We start from the raw sequence: 19,485 nt of genomic DNA, 5'->3' as shown, positions 1-19,485 counted from the left end.
TTGTTAGATTTATTTAACTTTATGAATTCATTGTAAAGAAAGCGGCGCAGAAAGTCAATTCAGACGCTTTCCGGCTTTAATTCTTTCATCTTTCTTTCAGAGCTGAAGGTTTTATTCCCACCGGTTTCCTAAATGTGGTATCCTAATGAAAACAGAGTAGATTAAAGGAGCGATACCATGACCTCTGCCAAAACCCGTCAGTATCCTGCCGTCGACATGATGAAATTTATCTGTGCTTTCCTCGTCATCGTCGTTCACACTTATCCCTTCTATGAAGTCTGGCCGGATCTCGGCTTTGTGACAAGCAATATATTAGGAAGAATCGTCATTCCGTTTTTCTTTATTTCGGCCGGATATTTCATGCAGATCGGCCGCTGCCACAAGGATGAGAATTACTTCCGCAGCTATATCAAGCGGTTAGTCAAGCTGTATCTGATCTGGAGTGTGATTTACATCCCCTTCGGCATGCACAAGCTGGGCACCATGATGGAAATCAGCGGCGCGCTGTGGCTGGCGGCCTTGCCGATCGCGCTGTTCAACATCGGCACCTACTTTCATCTGTGGTATATGTCGGCGCTGATCTTCGCGATGGTGTTCTGTCATCTGTTTTTAAAAAAATTTTCAATGAAGGCTTTATTGATCACCGGCGGCGTGTTGTTTTTATTCGGTTTGATCGAAACCTACCACGGACTGATCACTAATGAAATCCTGCTGCAGTCAGTCAACACGTACTTTCTGTTGATGTTCACGACCCGCAACGGCCTGTTCTTCGGTGTGCTGTTTGTCGCGCTGGGCATGGCGCTGGCTGATCAGAACCGGGTAGAAGCGATCCGCCATCCGTTTGCCAAGGCGGCCGCGGCGTTTGGGCTGCTGGTGATCGAGGCGTTTACCGTGCGGCATTTTCACTGGGCGCTGGATTACAACATGTATTTCATGACAGTGCCGTTTACGTTATACTGGTTCGCGGGATTATTACGGATCCCACTGAACTGGAAACTGAACTTCAAAGCTTTGCGCGAGTCGAGCACCGTCATTTATTTTTGTCATGCGATGTTTCTGGAGCTGGGCGAAATCTTGCTGGGTTCCTTGTATTTAACCAACGGCGCGGTGCGGTTTTGCTTTGTTTTCCCCTTGACGATGATCATGACGGCGATCATCCGCAAATGGCTGCCGTTTCTGAAATAGCCCGATCCTTACAAAAGTGTTCGCGGAATGAAAGCTTTTTCCTATGACAATTTCTCTCTTTTATACTATAATGATACACGAATCTGTTAAAAAGCCTGATCTGAGCCGGAATGTAAACTTTCGCCGGATCAATTAATCTAAAAGTTCCAACAGATAGAAAGGTGGGATTGGGTGGCAAAGCGAAAGCGAAACCGCACGCGGAAAATCAAACCCTTTACGATTTTACAGAAAACATATATGATCGCCGGTGTTTTTGTCCTGGCCGGCATGATCACGGTTTACGGCTCGGCTATGATCGTGCTGAAAGGGCCGTCAGTCACCGTCAGCAACCTGCTGACGAGCACGATGATGGAAACCCGGACGTTAAAGAGTATCGCCCGGCTGTTTTTCTCGGAAGAGGAAATGGAAACGATCATGAACCGCAACTCCGTCAGCGACACGGATGAAATCACCGATTCGGAAACGGATTTCGTGATTGACGAAAGCAAGAAAGATAAAATTGAAATTATTGATATCAAGGGTCCGACCTATGAGGGGAAGCTGATGATCGTCTACGATCCTTCGCGAATCCATCTGGCGGTCAATTCCGACCTGGGCAATGGCAACGAGGGGTACTTCGTGGAGGAATACGTCAAGGCGAACGACGCGATCGCCGGCATCAACGCCGGAGGCTTCGACGATCCCAACGGTCAGGGAACCGGCGGAATTCCTTACGGCATCGTCATTCAGGACGGCGAGCTGGTCAGCGGCAGTCTGGATGATTACAATTCGGTCATCGGCTTCAATGAACAGAACAAACTGATCGTGGGCAACATGACAGGGCGGCAGGCGCTGGAATACGGCCTGCGCGACGCCGTTACTTTTAAACCGATCTTCATCGTCAACTATGTTCCGGTTGAAGTTACCGGCACCGGCGGCGGCGTGAATCCGCGCACTGTCATCGGCCAGCGGGAAGACGGCGCGGTGCTGTTGTTAGTCATCGACGGACGGCAGACGACCAGTCTGGGCGCTTCCTATTCCGACTGCATCGACATCATGACCCAATACGGCGCAATGAATGCGGCGAACCTGGACGGCGGTTCTTCGTCCGTCATGGTCTACGACGGTCAGATTATCAACAACGTGGTTTCCATGAACGGCGACCGCAAAGTGCCGACCGCCTTTATCGTGAAATAACAGGAGGGCCTCATGAGCAACAACGACGAACAAAAAAAACCCGCGGCCGCGCCGAAAAAGACAAGACCCGCAGGCAGCCCGACCGCCAAGCGGCCGGCAAAACCGGCTAAAGCGGCCGATCAGCCGGTTAAGAAAAAAAAGAAGAAAACCGAAACCGTCCTGCATCACAGTCCCGAAGGCCATATCGGCGGGAAACAGGAAACCACCGATCTGTGGCATTTATCGGTCGAGCGGATTCGCGAAGCTTCCGAGCGTGAGCGCAGGAAGATCAATTCTTCAAACCAGCAGTTCCTCTACTTTCTGCTCAAACTGTTTTTAGCCTTGATGATTCTGGGCAGCGCGATCATGTTTCTGACGTGGAAGGTATTGGAAAACTACGAAAAAAGTACGCCCAACGGCGCGATGAGCGCTTACGTTCACCTGCTTCAGGCAAACAACTATGATAAGATTTATGAAAACTCAACCGTGATCTTCACGCAGTTCAATGAGAAAGAGCCCTATATCGAGTATCTGAAGTCGATCTATGAGGACGTCAATCTGAAAAAGGCGGTATTCTCCAAAAAGGCTTACTCCAATGATACCTTCCTCTATTACGACATGATCGTCGACAAGCAGAAAATCTCGACGCTGGAGCTGATCTACAATGAAGAGGCCCGGCAATGGAATGTGCGGACGGTCATCGACGCGCGCAATTTCTACATCGAGGTCTTCGGCGATGCGCAGGTTTATGTCAACGGAATCCGGCTGAATGAGCATTACATCAGTGAGCGCAACGTCAGCTCCGACGCCTATTCCAATTTATTCGATCTGAATCAGGCGCCGCTGGTTACCCGTTATCACATCGACAATCTGGTCACCGTCCCGGCCGTTACGACTCAGGACGATACAAAATACAGCGTCGTCAAGGACGCGCTGCAGGATCGCTTCTATATCGCCGAAAAACCGGGCGGAGCGATGGAAGAGATTATGCGGACACGCATCCGCGACACCGCGATGACCTATGCGAAGTACATTTCCGAGGACACCCGCTTCTCTGATCTGCAGCAGTATTTATACCGCCGCACAGATTATTACAAAGCGATCTCCAGCTTTGTCAACCGGTACTTCTCCACCCATGATTCGTATCGTTTCGATAACATGCATATCAGCGATCTGATCAGCTATGGCGAGGACGTCGGTTTCACCGGCACGATCTCATTCGACTACGTCGTCACGATTGAAGGCGAGAAGTCACAGACTTATTCCAACACGTATCAGATGACGTTCTTAAACGTCAGCGGCAAATGGCTTTGCAGCAATCTAGTGATCGCCAATCAAAGCCAGCCGGAAACAGAGACAGAGACAGAGACGGAGATGGAGACGGAATAAGCAAAGCTCAACCATCCCAGTAAAACAATCCTCCTCATGGAAAACCGGAAATCCCGGTTTTCTTTTTTTGCTTCGCCGCACTTTATGGGAATTGTCTGTGCAGAACCTTGTTTGGCAGAGCAGGCGGCGCTGCTGCGGAGGGAACGCGCAAGCTCAGGATCAGACAAACATCCAATCACACAAAAAAAAGCGGACTCGCCGCTTTTTCAAGGGATAGACAAAATTGAAATCCTGATGCCTTATTTGATGATTTCGCCCATGGCGGAACCGGAAATCGCCGCTGCATTGGCTTCGTCGGTATCAATATGCATCGCCAGCGCGTACTTTTCAGAAACGCGGACAACCGTATCGCCGAAGGTCAGGCTGCGGCCGTCGGTATCAATCTTAACGGAAACGATCTGACCGTTGGTTACGCCGTACTTTTCAGCATCGGCCGGAGTCATGTGGATATGCCGCTTCGCCGCGATCACGCCTTTGGAAACCTCGATCGAGCCGGCCGGACCGATGATCGTGATGCCCTGTGTGCCTTCGATATCGCCGGATTCGCGGATCATCGCTTTCACACCGACCGTGCGCGCATCCGTCAACGACAGCTCAACCTGCGTTTCAGGACGGGTTGGTCCCAGAACGGACAGCTTCATTTCGCCGCGCTCACCCTTGATCGTTACCTTCTCATTGGAAGCGAACTGACCTGGCTGAGACAGCTCTTTCTTGACCGTTAATTTGTATCCTGGACCGAACAAAGCTTCAACGTCGGCATCGGTCAGGTGGATGTGCCGTGCGGAAACTTCAACTAATACTTTTTCTTCTGACATAATTTTACTCCCTCTTTCTTTCATGTTCATTATAGTCAATTTATGGGCCTTCGGCAATGGAATTGATTTATTTTTTAGTCAAAATTTCGCCGATGATCAGCCCGTTGGCCGCCGCCTGGGACAGCGAGCGGGTAAAGCCTGCGCCGTCGCCTAAAGCGTAAATTCCCGGACAGTCTTTGATCTCAAAGTCAACGCAGTCCGGACGGGCGGAGTAATACTTGCATTCCACGCCGTACAGCAGCGTATCATAGTTTGCGGTACCCGGTGCAACTTTATCGAGCGCGTGCAGCGTTTCAATGATGTTGTCAAGCTGGCGCTTCGGCATGCACAGGCTCAGATCGCCCGGCACGGCGTTCAGCGTCGGTCTGACCGTCGACTGCTTCAAGCGTTTCTCATCCGTACGCCGGCCGCTTTCCAGATCGCCCAAGCGCTGCACGAGCACGCTGCCGCCGGAAATCTTATTCGCCAGTGAGGCGACGTAGCGGGCATAATCAATCGGATCATTAAACGGTTCGGTAAACCGGATCGTGCAGAGCAGAGCGAAGTTGGAATTGTCCGTCTTGCGGTCGAGCTCCTTGTATGCATGGCCGTTGACCGTCAGCACGCCGTCGGTATTCTCCGTAACGACCAAGCCACGCTCATTGAAGCAGAACATCCGCGTCGTATCGCCATATGCTTTCGAGCGGTACAGGATCTTCGGCTCATAAATTTTCCTGGAGAAGTGTTCCCACACCATCGCCGGCAATTCGACGCGCACGCCGATATCGACCTGATTGTTCGCGCAGGCCACGCCGTTGCGCTTGCACCAGTCCAGGAAAACCCGGCTGCCCGCCCGGCCAACCGCAAAGACCACTTTATCGCCGACGACGCTGTATTGCTTGCCGCGGTGGGTAAAGAAGACCTCGTGGGTTTCCTTGTTGACATCCGTGACGGTGCACAGCGTTTCAATCTGAACGCGCTGCTTCAGATCGTCGACTAAGCGCTGCATCGTCTTCAGGTTGGCGTCCGTTCCCAAATGCTTCAGCTGCGCCTGCTGCATGTGCAGATCGTAGCGCAGGCAAAGCTGCTTTAATTCATCGTTCGGCACAAATCGTTCCTTCTGCGCCCCAAAGCGCATCAGCACCTGATCCGCCTGTTCGATATAATCCATGACCTTGGCCGGTTCCATGAAATCCGGCAGCCATCCGCCGTATTCCGTTGAAATGATATACTTGCCATCGGAAAACGCGCCGGCCCCGGCGATGCCTTCCATTACGGCGCAAGGCTCGCATTTCAGGCATTTATCCGCCTTTCCTGAAATGATCGGACACTGGCGATGCTCTAAATCCAATCCTCGCTCCAGAAGCAAAACCGACGCCTTTGGATCCCGCTCGGCAATGCGATAAGCGCACATCAGTCCGCCGATGCCGCCGCCGATGATGACGACATCATACTTGTTGTTACAATTCAACCCTCATTCCTGCCTTTCTGTTAAGACCTTTTCCCGACCTTCATTTTAGCACAAAAAAGAGGGATTCCCAATGTTTGTATGATATAATAGGACAAAATTGGAGGAAACAAAATGATTCTTGAAAAACAGCTGAAAGGAACGCGCGCCAAACGGCCGGTCATCATCTTCCTGCATGGCTTTGGAAGAAAACGGACAGGCGAGCTGGAGGCGTTTCAAAAAGCGTTTGAACATGATTACGATATTCTCATGCCCGAGCTTTTCGATCCCGAAGATCCCAGGGATTCCAACGGAATCCTGTGGGCCAACCGGGCGCTGCACGTCGTTGAGAAGGAACTGTTAAAACAACGTCAGGTCATCCTGGGCGGATTTTCGATGGGCGGCGTGATCGCCAGCTGGATCGCCTCGATGCTTCCGGTGGAAAAGCTGATTCTGGTCGCGCCAGCCTTCGATCTGATCAATCTGAAAAATACCGGAAATATTCTGGCGTCGCTGATCACGCATTTCACGCATCTGGATTCGCCGCAGGAGATCGCCAACTTCAACGGCCTGCCTGCGAATTTCTTTCAGACGCTGATCGACGTGGTCGTTCAATTCCGGCCTTATGCTTCACGGCTCACCTGCCCGGTGTTGTTAATTCATGGTTCTCAAGATGGGATTGTCTCCCCGCAGAGTTCCAAAATCGCGTTTTCACGGATGCCGGCAACGCAGAAACAGATGTTTATCATTGAAAATGGTCATCATGTGATGTTTGAGGATGAAGGTGTCTGTCAGGAAGCGCTCGCCTTGATTCAGTTGTATCTGAACGATCAGATCGTGATTCGTAAAGCGACGCCAGCGGCAGAAACCGTTGAAGATTAAAATTACCCGTATGAAATATGAAATTGGTTTATCCCAGTCTTTTCTCAGGCTGCGGATAGCCAATTTCTTTTTTAACATTTATTTCGAAATTATTACATTTTTATGACATATTTCACACGAAATTCATGATTGTTTTTTATAATAATTTCATGAGGTGAACAGACATGAAATTGGATCGATCCCTTCTGCTTCGAATTTTACCCTGGGGGTTATTCGGCGCTGCTTTGTTTTTTTTCGCTGTTGTGGGCTTTTCGTCCAAGGAAGCTGCGGGCTGTGTTGTCAGCATCAGCGCTGACGGCAGCCATCTCGGCGACCTGTTGACGACCAGCGATCTGGAAATTCAGATCAATGGTCTGCCGCTCTCGCTGGATCTCTCCCAAACCGCACCGATCGCCGCGCCAGTGTCCTTAAGCTGTGAGACGGCGAACATCCTGACCTGGACGACAAGCGACCGGAATCTTCAGCTCAGCTGGAATGGTCAGAAGCTGTCATCCCCGGCCATGATCGAAGTGGATCAGCTCAGTCCGCAGACAACCGCCACGCTGACGATCCGCAAAGGAGACTGCCAACGCAGCGTCACCATTCAAACGCTGCCGGACAGCTTTCCGACCGTGCAGTTTACGGGTCACAGCCGCAGCGAAGGGGATTTCTATGGGGATCTGATGAATGATGACGGCGATTCCTACATCTTTAAAATGGATAATGACGGACAGCTGTTGTATTACTACCGCGGATTCTATAATAAGAGCGGCTCGGTCATGAACTTTCAAAAACATGAAATTGACGGCGTTATCTATTACTCCTTCTTTGAACCAACGGCAGATGTCTCCAATCATCTGTTATACAGGGGCGTGCAAGTGGGTCACATCAACATTCTGGATAATCAATATCAGCCGGTTAAACAAGTTGAACTTCTGCCTTCCAAGGCGCTGCCATCAGGCGGAATGTGTGAAAATCATGAATTTCTGATGCTGGGAGAAAATCATTATCTGATCACCGGTTCTGTGGATCAGAATATATGGATGTCCAGTGAACGGCGGTATGTCCGGATCAAGGCGGCGCTGATTCAGGAAATTCAGGATGACGAGGTCATCTTTGAGTGGTGCAGCAGCGATCATCCGGCCTTGTTGAAACAATCTGTGGAAAACAACGACTATACCAATACCAACGATACTTATTATGCCGCGGATTACGCGCATATCAACAGCCTGTGCGTCGACCCAAGCGACGGCCATGTGATCGCTTCGTTCCGCAATCTGGACGAGGTATTAAAGATCGACCGGAAGACCGGCGAGATTCTCTGGACTTTAGGCGGTTTGGGCGATGATTTCGGGTTAACCGAGGACCAGCGGTTCTCCCGTCAGCATTACGCCAAGCTGACGGATGCGGGAACACTGCTTCTGTTTGATAACGGCAACGCCAACGAACAGACGCGGATTCTGGAATTCAAGCTGAATGAAAAGAATCAGTCCGTGACATCGTTTCAGGAAAGGATCGTTGCGGGAAAATATTCGTTTGCGACCGGCTCGGTGATGAAGACCGAAGCGGACACCTATGTGATCGGCTGGGGCACGGGCAGCGTCCATTCCTTAATGAGCGAGATCGACTTTGAGAACCGGGAGGTCATTGCGGAAATGATTCCGGCGTATGGACAATACAGCTACCGGGTTGTGAAGTTCAAGTAGAAATGCGTTTTTACATCCACAGGAAAGAACTGGAATTCTCGTACTTTGCTTCCATTTTTTTCATATTAAAAAGCCAGGCAAAGAAGTGGTTTTTTCTCTTCCTGACTTTTTTCATTTTAATCGATCAGAGCTGGCGGATAGGCTTGAAGCAGCCGCTGCAATTCCTGCTCCGTCACCGGCGTGGCCGATCCATGTCGGACATCCTCATTCGGCAGCGTATATTCCGATTCTTCCAGCCAGCGCAGATCACTGTCTTCGCCCAGCGTTGAGAACTGCGCGACATGGAAGGTTCCGTACGGGTAATAGTCCTCGTACAGGTAATATTGATCTTCGCCGTTGACTGGGAAGACGAACGGACCTTCCATAAACCGCAGCGGAAACAGGAATTCCTGATCATAGGCTTCGCCGAACAGCTTGGACAGCGCGTCCGTCGACGCGTAATAAATCGTCTGCGCCGCTTTTCGTTCATCCTTATAGAACAGCCAGTATTTTCCCTGTGTCTGCAGCACCGTTCCGTCGATCACGGTATAGCCCGGTTTAAAGAAATTGCCCGGATAGCTGTAATGTTCGAAATCCCGCGTCGTCACATAATACAGCGCGCTTTCATCCTTTTCCGTCGGATCAGAGAAATAAATGTAATACAGATCCTGCTGCGGGTCGTAGCTCATTTCCGGAGCCCAGGCACGGGTCCCGCTCATCTTTAAAAACGGATCCCACAGTGAAACCGGCACCAGTTGATGATCGGTAAACGTCACTAAATCCGAACTGCGCCAGAGATAAATATCCGGATTGTCAAAGCCCTCCGTTGCCAGCAGCACAAAATTTCCATCTCGATCCCGGCCGATAAACGGATCGCGGATCCGGCCATTGCCCAGCTCAGAGCTCAGCACGGCTTCCCCCTGATTCAGATCAGTCCAATGCAGCCCGTCGCGGCTGTAAGCCAGCTTGCCGCGCTCCTCGCCCAGCTCGCCGTTAAAATAGGAAAGCACATACCCGGTAAACGCGTCAAGCACGACGACATCACGTTCGATTGTTTCGCTCAGCTCTCCCTGCCGGATTGTAACCCGCAGCCGGGCGTTAACCTTTTCCGAAGCCGCGGTTTTAACAATCCGGTTTTCCTGCAGCTCAATCCCGCCGGACAGCACTGTCCATTCGAGCAGTGAACCATTTTCCGCCGCAGCCGGCAGCACATCGTTTTCGTTCATCAGCGGCTGGAAGTCGTTATTCACGGCGATCCGGTCACGCTTTAAACGCGTCTTCGGCGAATCCGCCAGCACCGCGAATTTGAAGTCCTTGGTAAAGATCTGCCCTTTATGTTCCACCTTCGCGGTGATCGTTACTTCCTGATCGCCCTGCGCCGCCGTCGGTTTCGTCAGCTTGCCTTGATCAGTAATGATCTTGGGCTTATCGCTGGACCAGCTGAAATACAGATCACGCACCGGATTCTCGGCAAACCAGAGATTGCCGGTCAGATCGTCCTGATTGCTGAAATGGAACGTATCCAGCACAGCTTTCGGATAGAAACGGTCAAACTCCGCCAGGACCTCCTCGGCGGTCCAAGCCTGATTGATAATCTGGAAATCCTGAAACGTGCCTTCCGCCTGCGGGTCGTTGTAGATCAAACTCTTGCCGATGATCAGCTCGTCTGTCCGCAGTTGTTTCACCTGCCTGGCCACATTGCCCGACGCGGTTTCCTCGCCGTTGAGATACAAGGTGACCGTGTTGCCCTCCTGGGTCAGCACGATATGGTTATAGATGCCGGTTTCAACCGTCGCTTCCTTCGCAGAGATAACCCGGTACGCTTTGTTTCCCGACTGAATCGAATAATTCAGTCCGCAGCGCTCGCCGGTTGGATTGCCGGAAGTCGCCAGCTGCATCACATGCCGGTCGTCGCGGCCCATCGAAAGCAGCGTCGTCCACTCAAAGTTCGCTTCCGTTTTAAACCAGAACGAAATCGTAAAGCTCTTGGAACTGCGCAGAATCTGCGATTGAACCCGGTGTTCGGTCTGGGCATCCAGACGATAGCCCTGCGCGTCGATTCCCGCGATGCTGAACAGCTCCGGATCCTCCGGTGCGTAGATCTCCACCTGATCCTGAATAAACTTGGTATGACAGCCGCTCAGCAATCCCGCTAACAGACAAAAGCCGCACAGCCATTGAATCATTTTTTTCATGCCTGCACCTCTTTGTTCTTGTTCATCTTATGCCGGATCAAACGCCAGCCGCGCTGGATCAGTTTGCGGAAGGAGGCGTAGGAGAACCAGTAAACAATCGTAAAGACAACAAACACGATCAATCCCAAGGCAACGCATCCCATCAAAAAATGCAGGGTCGAAGACGTCACGAACGCCTGTTGGGTCTGCCAGCCGGCATACGCCGCAGCGCCGATCAGGATCGCTACGCCCAGCCGGGTAAACACCATCTTGTAATAGCGCAGCGGATTCAGATGGAACACTTTTTTATAGACCAGAACCGGATTGTATAAGAAATCAACAGTCCAGTTCGTCAGCATCGTCGCCGCCAGCACGCCCGCGATCCCCAACGGCTGGATCAGCGCAATCGACAGGACGACCTTGGAAATCGCCAGTAAATAAGCATTGTTTTTCGCGTCTTTGAACAAGCCGTTGGCGTCACGGCAGATGATGATCGGCTCGCGCATCGTCATGTAGAAAATATTGATCGCAAACAGGAAGGCAATCAGAATCGTCACCGAATACTCCGGCCGCATCTTCATCCAGATCAAAACGAACCGTCCGATCACAACGAAGATGCACACGCCGATGATCGATGCGATATACACGGCGAAGTTAAAGAACTCCGTAAAGACGCTGTACGAATCCGCGCCGGAATCGTTGAACAGGTTGCCGAAGCTGTTAATCGGCGAGGTGATCGCGGAGTTGATGATCTTGGATACCGACTCGGTCAGATAGCTGTAAGAGCCATAGACGCTGGTCATCGTATAGCCCATGAAAAAGGTAATCACCAGGTTGTCCGTATTGTTGGTGGCCAGCGTCGAGAGGCGCTGGATAATCGTATACTTGGCGTTTTTCTGGAACGCGTCGTCATAGGGCAGCTGCTTGTTTTCCTTCAGCCACGGATAGTTTTTCAAAGCGATCCGGCGGGCGATGAAGTTGGCGATGAACACCTGCAAGCCTTCGATCAAGAAGATATAAATATACGGCAGCTTCAGCAGGATGACGCCGACCATCAGCACCATCCGCAAAATGGCGATCGTCTGGATCCAGATGTTGATTTTGTACTCCTTTTGATCGGCGATGATGACAAAATTCGGTCCCATCAGGAAATAAGACAAACCAAAAGGAACACAAAGGATTAAAAACATCGTCACCGTTTCGCCATAGCCCAGCGGCGATTCGGCGAACATCGGGAACAACAGCGCGGTCAGCGCGCCGACAGCCAAGACCGCCATGCCGGTAAAACGGAACACCTTGACGGCGCCGTTATAGATCGACAGCACCCGATCCCGGTCGTTCTCGGCCAGCGGCTTAAACAACAGCTGGCGGAAAGCCAGCGAATAGCTCAGCTCAAAGACATTCAGAAAGGTGATGACGTTCATGATCGTCAGCTGCAGACCATTGAGGTCGCTGCCGTACAAGTCGATGAACATCCGCACCTTGATAAATCCGAAAATCGGAAGAGCGACGCTGGTGATCAGGCTCACCAAAAAATTGTAAAACGAATATTTTGTGCGCATAAGCTCCTCCTAATCTTAATGAATCACGTATTTGTAGAGCGGCAGCGTCAGACTGCCGAAGGTTTTCAAAAACAGCTGATCCTTCCAGCCTAAATTGCGGATGTAGGGATTCTTTTTCCAGTTTGGGTAAAACTCCGCCATCACGGCGTCGCTCATCGCTTTCAGCTCGCTGGTTAGCGGCGAGCGCAGAAAGCGGAACATGCCGTACAGACGCAGATGCTCAATATGTAAATATTCCAGCTCATCGTGATACCGTTCGCTGAGGCCCATTTCCGCAAACTGATCGCGGACCTGCTTCATGACCGGAAAGATTTCCTTCAGCCGCTCGCTCTTGGTGACGGACATGATCGAACCTTCCCGCTGGCGGTAATGAATCCGCGCCTCGTGCTGAATTCCGATCGTTTGGGATTGCGCGAAGATCGGCATCGTGACCGGGATATCCTCATACCAGGTGCCCAGCGGATAGCGATAATGCTTCCGGGTGAAAAAGTCCGCGCGGTAGAGCTTGTTCCATGCGAACATCGGCGATAGAAACGCCTCCTTTATTGGGCTGTCGAAGACATGCGGATTCAGCCCCGGCATGATCCAGGACGGCTGGCCGTTTTCATAAAAATATTCGATATCGCTGACCACGACGTCCGCGCCCCGCGCCATGACTTCCGCCATTTTCGCGTAATACTCAGGATCGGCCCAGTCGTCGCTGTCAAGGAAGGCAATCCATTCGCCCTCGGCCTTGCCGATCGCGAAATTGCGGGCGTCCGACAACCCGCCGTTGGGTTTATTCAACTGCGCGAAACGATCCGGAAACCGACGCACATAGTCTTCAATAATCTGCGGGGAGGAATCGGTCGAACCATCGTTGACCACCAGCACCTGCAAGTTTTTATAGGTCTGGCCGGCTAACGAATCGAGACATTCCGGCAAGTATTTTTCCACGTTGTAAACGGGCACAATCACAGTAATTTTGGGTTCCACAGCGTTCCTCCTGTCTGATGAAATAAGTATATCATAATCGTGACTTCACAGTTCGTTTTTTTCGTTCTGCCCCCGCGCAGGCCAGCGCTGTCAGGATGCCGCCGGCGGTGATCACCAGCCCCAGCGTCAGTCCGCGGGGACGGAAAACAAGCTTGATTTCATGGGTGCCCTCACTCAGCGGCAGTTCGATGAACGTGTTCTGAAACGGCGTGACCGCCGCCGGCTGCCCGTCGATTTCCGCATGCCAGCCTTTATCATAGGGGACCGTTGTCAGCAGCCGCTGCCCCGCTTCCGCCTGAACGTGCATCGTAATCGTTGAGCCGTGAATCTGAATATCCTGTGCCGCCTGTTTCTGCAGCTTCTGTGTCCATTGCGCTAACGCCGAGATATCCAGGGAATAAACCTCGGCCCGGGTTAAGCGCAGCAGCTGATCGCGCACGACCAGCTGAATCAGGATATCCTGTCCCGGCGGATAGGCGCCCAGATACAGTGCGCCGGCGTTGATTCCGGTATGATCGTCTTGGGCATAGTTCTGATTGATCCACAGCTGAAACCATGTTTCATCCGTTTCAAAAGGCAGCTGAAGATAGAGCGGATCTTCCTCATTCAAGGACTGGGTGTAAATCGCGACCGAGGTTTCCGCCTCCGGCCGCTTCGCCACAATCAGCGGCGAGCGGCTCAATTCATCCCCATCCCACACAAACAGGTCGGGATCATCCAGCCGCGTGATCAGCGGTTCGCCGCCGCACAGCCGAATTAGCTCGTTTTGCGCGGCAATCGAATAGGTCTGAGGCACCGGCGTCTCATCATGATCGTCAATGACAAATCCCAGCGGCAGCGCGTAGGGATTTTCCAGCACCTCGAAGGTTTCAGTCTCCGCAATTTTCCGGTAATGATCGGTCTGGACCTGAACGTGAACGGCGCCTTTTTCCCGCAGCACATAGCGAATGCCCAGAAATGCGTCGAGCGCCAGCGTCGTGCCGTGATAGGTGCTGCCGAACATCCGGTGGCTGACGCCGTAATGTTCCAGGAAATCGCTGACCTTCTTATCGTAGGTTGACGAGTAATGTGAGATGCTCGGGTAGTTATAGCCCAGCCCTTCGTTTTGATTGCGCGCTGACAGATTTTCAATCCGGTAGCCCGGCTCAGACGCAAAGCTTGCCAGGGCGGTCCGCACTTCGTTTTGATAGTCCAGCACTGCCTGGGCCGAGGCATAGCCGTCATAGACGTTATCCCGATCCAGTGAAATGAATGTGGCAGCGCCCGCGAAAGTCAGCTCGGCTGCGACGGTGACCGCCAGCGCTTTCTGAAACCCCAGACACAGCAGCGCCGTGATCCCGGCGATGAACCCGGCGGCGATCAGCTTGGCCGGCAGCGTCATCGTTCCATTCGCGACCAACAGAAGCAAGACACCAAGTGCCCCGCAGGCTAGCGACTTCTTGTCGCGCGTGTCCCACGCGTCCGCCGCCGCGGCGATCAGCCAGAACACGATCACAAAGCTGAACCGCGTTGGGAAACCATAGGGCATCGACAGAAAATGCCAGAGCTTATACAACGGCGTGAAGAACACCGACGCCGCAAAGAAAAGCAGCGTCAGACCATCGACGAGCTTCTTCCGGTTTGATCGCAGCCGCTGGAAAAATGAAGAAAAGACGAGGATCAGACACAACAATCCGGCGTAATCAAACGTGATCTCCTGCCCCAGCGTCACAGCCGGCACACCTGGAAACGCATTGTTCAATCCTGCCAGCCGGGCGAAGCTGAAAAGCGGCAGCGCCTCTGCGGGCTGGGCAAGCCGGTTGTTGATCACAGATAAGAAGCTGGGCATCAGCAGCCAGCCGTTGCAAGCCAGGCCGATCGCCATGCCGAGTATGCCCTTCTTCAAGACTGTCCAAAATGAAACCGCGTGTTGGTCCTCACTGAAATAGCGCGTCAACGCCATCAGACAGGCGAACATCAGACCCATGATCGCCGTGTAGTAATTGGAAAACACGCTGGCCGCTACCGCCAGCGTAAATCCCTTGGCCGATTTCCCCCGCAGGATCTGTTCAACACCACTCAGCACCATCGGCAGCCAGATTAAACCGTCCAGCCACATTAAACATTGAGAATACGCCAGCGCTGCGCCGCTCAGTGCGTAACTCAGCGCGAACAAGCCATGAACCCGGCGCGGACCAAAACGATCCTCCAGATAGAACATCATTGTCCCGCAGCTCAGGCTCAGCTTCAGAAGGGTCGCCAGACTGACGGAAAGCAAAATGGCATCGTTAGGCAGCAAGGCCAGAAGCAGCTGCAGCGGACTGGAGCAGTAGTAGGAAAAAATCGGGATGAAGCTGCCGCCCATGCCCGCCGCCTGCGCATAAGTCAGGCTGTTCTGCCCGGTGACGACCGTATGCAGATATTTCAAATATTCGACATATTGAATGTTCAGGTCGTTGATCAAAAGCGAACGGCCGCCAAATGGAACGAAGCCCAGCGCCGCGAAAATTCCGCAAAGCAGGACGGCTGCGCCCAGAAACGCGAAAAACGGCCGGCGGATGGATCTCAGTCGGCGCATTCCGTTACTCCTTAACGAAGGATTTCACCCAGCGGCGGTAAACCGGATGCGAAATCCCCGCCGTCAGAACCAGCTTATCCTTCATCCGCTCGCGGCTGCCGGTGTAGCCGAAGCGCGCCATCCCTTCCAGGATCGCGGCCCGGTGAGGCATCAGCTTTTCAACCAGCCGGTACAGAACTTCGGCATGTTCCAGTTTTTCCGCCGGTGTGCCCTTGATCCGGCGCAGCTGATAAAATGAGAATTTATAGGCTTCAAAAATCCGGTAATAAAACAACGCTGGAACCGCAGCGCAGCGCTCCGCCTGATCCAGAATCGTGGAGAACACCTGGGCGTGCGCGTCGATCACCTGCGGCTTCAGATCGGTCATCGTGTTGCCGGCCCGGTCGATCAGATAATACGCCAGCGCTTTGTCGGTATAGACGACTTTCTCAGCGTTTAACAGACTGATGTAAAACAACAGGTTATCGGTGTAGCCGATTTTATGCGGAAACTGAATGTTCGCCGCCAGGGATCGCCGGTACAGCTTGGCGTGCGGCGAGGGATCCACAAAGAACAGATTCTCAAATTCCGGCGTGCCCTTTACATACCCCTGGCCCGGCTGCAGCGTCGCAAATTTTGTGTTGTAGGCCGGATCGTACTTCTGTTCGTCGCTGTCGGAATAAATAAAATTCTTCGCGCCGATCACCAGATCCGCCTGGTTGGCATCCGCCAAGCCGACCAGGGTTTCCAGCGCGTCGTCCGCTAAGTAATCATCCGGATCGCAGACGAGGAAATATTCCGAATCCAGCCGTGCGATTGCCATTTCCAAAACAGAACCATAGCCGCCGTTTTCCTTGCGGATGGCGACGACTTTCTCCGGATACGCCGCAGCGTAGCGGTCGATGATCGGCTGTTCATTTTTCGGTGATCCGTCGTTGACGGCATAGATCACATAGTCGGAATAGGTTTGCCGCAGCAAGGAATCCAGACACTTGGCGACGTATTCCTCAACATTGTAAATTGGCACGATAATCGTAACTTTACTCATGGTCAGTTTCTCCTTTACTTCACGATCCAGCTTTACCGGCGGATCCAATTGCGGGTGCACAGATAGCCCTTCAGCACCTGTGGGCGCATGTAGATCCAGTCGTTTTTCTGGCGGTTGATCGGGTATTTGCACTCCGGATAGTCCGGAAAATTCTTATGAATGAACGCGAAACACGCGTCGATGTATTCGTTGACCAGCTTCCGGTCTTTGACCGTGCGGGTCTTCTTCAGGTTTTCGATGATGTTAACGCAGGCCAGATACTTCAGTTCTTCATAGTATTGGTCGTAGACGCCTTCCTGCCGGTAGTAATTCATCGTTTCCTCAGCCATTGTCAGAATGTGATAAGCCTTCTGATTAAAGGATTGGGTGATATTGCCCGGCCGGTCGGCGAGGTAGTTGTACAGCGGCTCATTGACAAACGCAATCGATTTGGCTTTCAACAGGAGCTTATAGGTTGTGCCCAGATCCTCGTACAGATAACCGAACGGGTAAGTGATGCCGTTGTCCTCAAACAGCGAGCGCCGGTACATCTTGTTCCAGGCGGCGTTAAGGATGCGCGTGATCATTTCGGGATTTTCTTTCAGCGTATAGACGCGGTCGCCGGAATAGCGGTTGGCAATCACTTCCTTGGTCTGCGTTTTCATAAAATATTGATAAACATCGAAAATCACGAGATCCGCACCGGTTTCATCCAGCTTCGCCGCCGCTTTTTCAAGTGCCTGCGGTTCAAGGAAATCATCGGAATCCACAAACAGGATATACGGCGCGGTGGCAAATTTCATGCCATAGTTGCGCGCGTCGGACAATCCGCCATTAGGTTTTTCCAGCACCTGAATCCGCGGATCACGGTTCTTATAGATGTAGAGCAGTTCATTGGAATGATCGGTCGATCCATCGTCGACGCACAGAATCTCAATCTCTTCGAGTGTCTGATGAATTAAGGAATCCAGGCATTTTTCCAGATAATCTTCGACGTTATAAACCGGAACGACAACGCTGACTTTACTCATGGGCGGCTTCTCCTTTACGATGGTTTAACACTTTATGAATCAGATTCATGTGGAAATCATCTTTCATCAGCGTCAGCAGACCAAAATACACGATGACGCCGGCTGCGATCTGAATGAGGTTGGTCGTAAATCGCGGACCCATCGCTTCCCCGATGAAATGGACGGGAAGCATCATGACGAGCGAAGCGATGACATACTTCGTCACTTCTCTTACGCGAAAACCCAGATCCAGCTGACCGCGGATTGACAGCCATTGCGTGAACGTCACCATCAACTCGGCGATGACTGACCCGGTGATCGCGCCGAAAGCGCCGAACTTCGGCATCAGTAAGGCATTCAGGCAGAAATTCGTCAAGGCGCCGAGGATCACCGAGCGGGTATATTCCTTCGTCCGGCCGATCGGCAGAAGGTATTGCGTACCAAAGACGTTGCTGAGGGAAATAAACAGGATGATCGGCGTCGTAAAGATGATCAGCGGCGTCACGATCTGATAAGTGTCGTCGAGGAACCAGCCGATAAAATAAGGAATCAGCGAGATGATTCCGGCGATCATCGGAATGGCCAGATACAGCGCCATCCTTAACGTCGTGCGCAAAAACCGCAGCACTTCCTCATCCTGCCCCTTGGCGTGGATGTTGGCGATGCGCGGCAGCATGACGCTGCCGATCGACGTGATGAAAAACAGGAACATCTTAATGAACCGCTGGGCCTGGTTATAAAAGCTGACGTGACTGACGTCGGCGTATAAGTAGCCTAACATCGAAACATCCAGCATTGTATAAACGCTGGTCGCAATCTGCGGGATGAAAAGCATGAGATTGGGTTTGAAATGCTTGAGCACATCTTTGAAATGAATCGGCGTCCACTTGACATATTGCTTCAGCTGGGTCCACATGATCAACTGGCCCAGCACGCCGGAGCCGGCGTTGATCACGATGAACAGTGCCAGATCAGAAGGTTTCTTCACGAACGCAAAGATCAGGATAATCCCCAGGATCTTGATGATCATGTTGCGGATCGAAGCCGTTTTGAAATCCTCGACGCCATAGAAAAACCAGGTGATATCCAGGGCAACTGACAACAGCGAAATCGTCTGGATCGTCGCGTACAAGCGCACGCTGTCCTGCACGGTAAACAAGTAGAGGAAATAAACGAGCGTGGAGGCGCACATGCTCAAAAACTGCATTGTGAAGATCTCAAAGAACGTCTTTGACATCTTGGTCTGGTCGTCGCGGACGCGCGCGATCTCCCGGTTGCCGTAGATCGAAACGCCCATGATTCCAAACAGCACGAACCACTGAACATTGCTGCCGGTCCAGTCACTGATGCCCAGCATCGTCGCGCCCAGCGTCCGGGTCACATACGGCACCGTAATCATCGGCGCCAAAACGACTAACAGTTGATATAAAATATTATAGAAATAGTTTTGCAGTATCTTTTTATCCATAAAATCACCTTTATTTAGTATAGCATGAATAGAAGAAAACTGCGAATTGTTAACGCAGTTTCCCTGTTTCTTTCTTTTTTTCCAAGCTTCTGGTTAGGGGATTGATCACGCATCAGGACAGGCCAATGTTGCTGCTTAGATTTCCGTTTAGCGAATTCGATTGACCACCTATCCCTGGGAAAATCCGTGCTTGGCGTTTTCGTTCAGCTTGTTTCCG

14 protein-coding genes are annotated in these 19,485 nt (G+C 52.0%); 5 read left to right on the top strand and 9 right to left on the bottom strand.

All coding sequences use genetic code 11. The annotated features are described in order from the left end of the window. Positions 1-177: 177 nt before the first annotated feature. From BQ7364_RS17310 to BQ7364_RS17300, 3 genes are all read left to right on the top strand, one after another. Positions 178-1,185 (top strand): acyltransferase family protein, encoded by a 1,008-nt coding sequence (locus BQ7364_RS17310; protein ID WP_072686055.1) that lies wholly within the window; start codon positions 178-180, stop codon positions 1,183-1,185. Positions 1,186-1,356: 171 nt separating this feature from the next. After that, positions 1,357-2,361 (top strand): phosphodiester glycosidase family protein, encoded by a 1,005-nt coding sequence (locus BQ7364_RS17305; RefSeq protein WP_234973205.1) that lies wholly within the window; start codon positions 1,357-1,359, stop codon positions 2,359-2,361. Between the two features lie 12 nt (positions 2,362-2,373). Further along, positions 2,374-3,729, top strand: coding sequence for a hypothetical protein (locus BQ7364_RS17300; protein ID WP_072686054.1), 1,356 nt, complete (start codon positions 2,374-2,376; stop codon positions 3,727-3,729). Between the two features lie 239 nt (positions 3,730-3,968). Here the strand turns inward: BQ7364_RS17300 and pduL are convergent, their stop codons facing one another. Both pduL and BQ7364_RS17290 read right to left on the bottom strand, forming a co-directional pair. Continuing rightward, positions 3,969-4,544, bottom strand: coding sequence for a phosphate propanoyltransferase (gene pduL / locus BQ7364_RS17295; RefSeq protein WP_072686052.1), 576 nt, complete (start codon positions 4,542-4,544; stop codon positions 3,969-3,971). A 67-nt stretch (positions 4,545-4,611) separates the two neighbouring features. Continuing rightward, positions 4,612-5,994, bottom strand: coding sequence for an NAD(P)/FAD-dependent oxidoreductase (locus tag BQ7364_RS17290; RefSeq protein ID WP_072686050.1), 1,383 nt, complete (start codon positions 5,992-5,994; stop codon positions 4,612-4,614). Positions 5,995-6,105: 111 nt separating this feature from the next. Between BQ7364_RS17290 and BQ7364_RS17285 the strand changes: the two genes are divergently transcribed. Then, positions 6,106-6,852 (top strand): alpha/beta hydrolase, encoded by a 747-nt coding sequence (locus BQ7364_RS17285; RefSeq protein ID WP_072686049.1) that lies wholly within the window; start codon positions 6,106-6,108, stop codon positions 6,850-6,852. A 164-nt stretch (positions 6,853-7,016) separates the two neighbouring features. Continuing rightward, positions 7,017-8,537 carry an arylsulfotransferase family protein gene (locus BQ7364_RS17280; protein ID WP_072686047.1) on the top strand — a complete coding sequence of 507 codons (1,521 nt, stop codon included), beginning with the start codon at positions 7,017-7,019 and terminating at the stop codon, positions 8,535-8,537. Between the two features lie 116 nt (positions 8,538-8,653). On the opposite strand, the gene BQ7364_RS17275 is transcribed toward BQ7364_RS17280, so the two are convergent. Genes BQ7364_RS17275 through BQ7364_RS17245 form a run of 7 tightly spaced genes read right to left on the bottom strand, consistent with a single transcriptional unit; the run spans position 8,654 to position 19,268 of the window. Further along, a complete protein-coding gene (locus tag BQ7364_RS17275) occupies positions 8,654-10,711 on the bottom strand; it encodes a LamG-like jellyroll fold domain-containing protein (protein WP_072686045.1) in 2,058 nt (685 codons plus the stop codon). Beyond that, on the bottom strand, positions 10,708-12,252 hold the full coding sequence (locus BQ7364_RS17270) for a polysaccharide biosynthesis protein (protein WP_072686044.1): 1,545 nt from the start codon (positions 12,250-12,252) through the stop codon (positions 10,708-10,710). Before BQ7364_RS17270 ends, BQ7364_RS17275 begins: the two co-directional genes overlap by 4 nt. Before the next feature lie 15 nt (positions 12,253-12,267). Then, positions 12,268-13,227, bottom strand: coding sequence for a glycosyltransferase family 2 protein (locus tag BQ7364_RS17265; RefSeq protein WP_072686042.1), 960 nt, complete (start codon positions 13,225-13,227; stop codon positions 12,268-12,270). Positions 13,228-13,258: 31 nt separating this feature from the next. After that, positions 13,259-15,784: a YfhO family protein gene (locus BQ7364_RS17260; protein WP_072686041.1), complete on the bottom strand. Its 2,526-nt coding sequence runs from the start codon at positions 15,782-15,784 to the stop codon at positions 13,259-13,261. Positions 15,785-15,788: 4 nt separating this feature from the next. Continuing rightward, positions 15,789-16,811, bottom strand: a complete 1,023-nt coding sequence (locus tag BQ7364_RS17255; RefSeq protein WP_072686040.1) for a glycosyltransferase family 2 protein — start codon at positions 16,809-16,811, stop codon at positions 15,789-15,791. Positions 16,812-16,843: 32 nt separating this feature from the next. Next, the gene (locus BQ7364_RS17250; RefSeq protein ID WP_072686039.1) at positions 16,844-17,821 is read right to left on the bottom strand and encodes a glycosyltransferase family 2 protein; all 978 of its coding nucleotides are present in this window, start codon (positions 17,819-17,821) and stop codon (positions 16,844-16,846) included. Continuing rightward, entirely contained in the window at positions 17,814-19,268 is a 1,455-nt protein-coding gene (locus BQ7364_RS17245; RefSeq protein ID WP_072686038.1) for an oligosaccharide flippase family protein, read from the bottom strand. The genes BQ7364_RS17250 and BQ7364_RS17245 overlap by 8 nt, the downstream gene beginning before the upstream one ends. Positions 19,269-19,485: the final 217 nt, after the last annotated feature.

This window comes from Holdemania sp. Marseille-P2844, assembly GCF_900120005.1.
In the GTDB taxonomy this organism is placed as follows: Bacteria; Bacillota_I; Bacilli_A; order Erysipelotrichales; family Erysipelotrichaceae; genus Holdemania.
Note: the sequence above shows the minus strand (reverse complement) of the source record. Positions and strands in the feature narration are given on the sequence as shown.